Source organism: Methylobacterium sp. WL116 (assembly GCF_008039455.1).
Lineage (GTDB): Bacteria > Pseudomonadota > Alphaproteobacteria > Rhizobiales > Beijerinckiaceae > Methylobacterium.
On sequence record NZ_VRUV01000787.1, the window covers coordinates 1 to 1525 of the forward strand.

The window sequence follows — 1525 nt, forward strand, 5'->3', positions numbered from 1 at the left end:
GGCCGACACCGCGCTGACGCGGATCTTCGACCTCGGCCGCGCCGGCCGCGCCCCGGCCCCGGCGATGGCGGCGGCGGGCGCGGACCTCGTGGTCGGCGCCCTCAACAAGGCCGACATCCGCGGCTGGCTCGACGTGGTCTGGCGCTTCGACGACGCGACGCACCAGCACTGCCTGCTGGTGGCCGGCCTCGCGGCGGGCTTTGCCCGGCAGCTCGGCCTGCGCACGCAGGATTGCCGCGACCTGACCCAGGCCGCGCTGCTGCACGACCTCGGCAAGGCCCGCATCCCGCTGGCGATCCTCAACAAGCCGGCCCGCCTCGACGAGGCCGAGATGGCGGTGATGCGGACCCATCCGGTGCTGGGCATCGAGATGCTGCAGGGCCAGGACTACCCGGCGGCGATGCTCGCGGTGGTGCGCTCCCACCACGAGGCGCTCGACGGCTCGGGCTATCCGGACGGGCTGACCGCGCGGCAGATCCCCGACCTCGTGCGCCTGATCACGGTCTGCGACATCTACGGGGCGCTGATCGAGCGGCGGCCCTACAAGCGCCCGCTCTCGGGCGAGGCCGCCTACGACCTCCTCCGCGGCATGACCGGCAAGGTCGACCCGGATCTCGTCAACGCCTTCAAGCCGATTGCGGAAGCCGTCGGCAGCACCATCGCCAGCGCGAGCGCCGCCTAACGTCTCTGCCCCGGGCGAACCGATCGACGCGGATCGCGTCGGCTCGACCTGCACGATGCGTGAGTGCATTGGGCCGGCGAGGGAAGGCCCCGCGCCGCGTCCGGTCGCGCGACAGGCGGCGTGAGCCCGCGCGATCGCCCGACGGACAACGTCAGGCATGACGCTTGGCCCCGGCCACGCACAGGACGACCACGGCGGTGGCGAGCAGCATGCCCGGCGCCACGGGCTCGTGCAGCAGGAGGCCGGCCAGCGCCAGGCCGAGGAACGGCTGCAGCAGCTGGAGCTGGCCGACGCCGGCGATGCCGCCGAGCGCCAGCCCGCGATACCAGAACACGAAGCCGACGAGCATGCTGAACACCGAGACGTAGGCGAGCGCCGCCCAGGCCGGCCAGCCGACGTCCCACGCCTCCGGCAGGGTCGCGAGCGCCAGCGCGAGGGTGACGGGCAGCGACAGCACCAGCGCCCAGGAAATGACCTGCCAGCCGCCGAGCCGGCGCGACAGCGCGGCCCCCTCGGCGTAGCCGAGGCCGCAGAGCAGGATCGCGGCCAGCATCGACAGGTCGCCGGCGAGCGACCCGGCCCCGCCCTGCGCCAGGGCGAAGCCCGCGACCGCGAGGCCGCCGAGGCCGGAGAACAGCCAGAAGGCGGGCCTGGGCCGCTCGCCGCCGCGCAGCACGCCGAACACGGCCGTCGCCAGCGGCAGCAGGCCGAGGAAGACGATGGAATGGGCCGTCGTGACGTGCCGGAGCGCCAGCGCGGTGAGCAGCGGGAACCCGATCACCACGCCGAGCCCGACGATCGCCAGCGGGCCGAGGTCGCGCCGCAGCGGCCGCGGCGCGCGCA

General features: G+C 74.6%; 2 protein-coding genes. One reads left to right on the forward strand and one right to left on the reverse strand.

Annotation, left to right across the window (positions count from 1 at the left end; genetic code table 11):
• On the forward strand, positions 1–682 hold a 682-nt coding region (locus FV223_RS27320; protein ID WP_147729832.1), incomplete at its 5' end, for an HD domain-containing phosphohydrolase.
• A 151-nt stretch (positions 683–833) separates the two neighbouring features.
• On the opposite strand, the gene FV223_RS27325 is transcribed toward FV223_RS27320, so the two are convergent.
• Positions 834–1525, reverse strand: a 692-nt coding sequence (locus tag FV223_RS27325; protein ID WP_147729833.1) for a DMT family transporter, incomplete at its 5' end; no start/stop codon positions are given.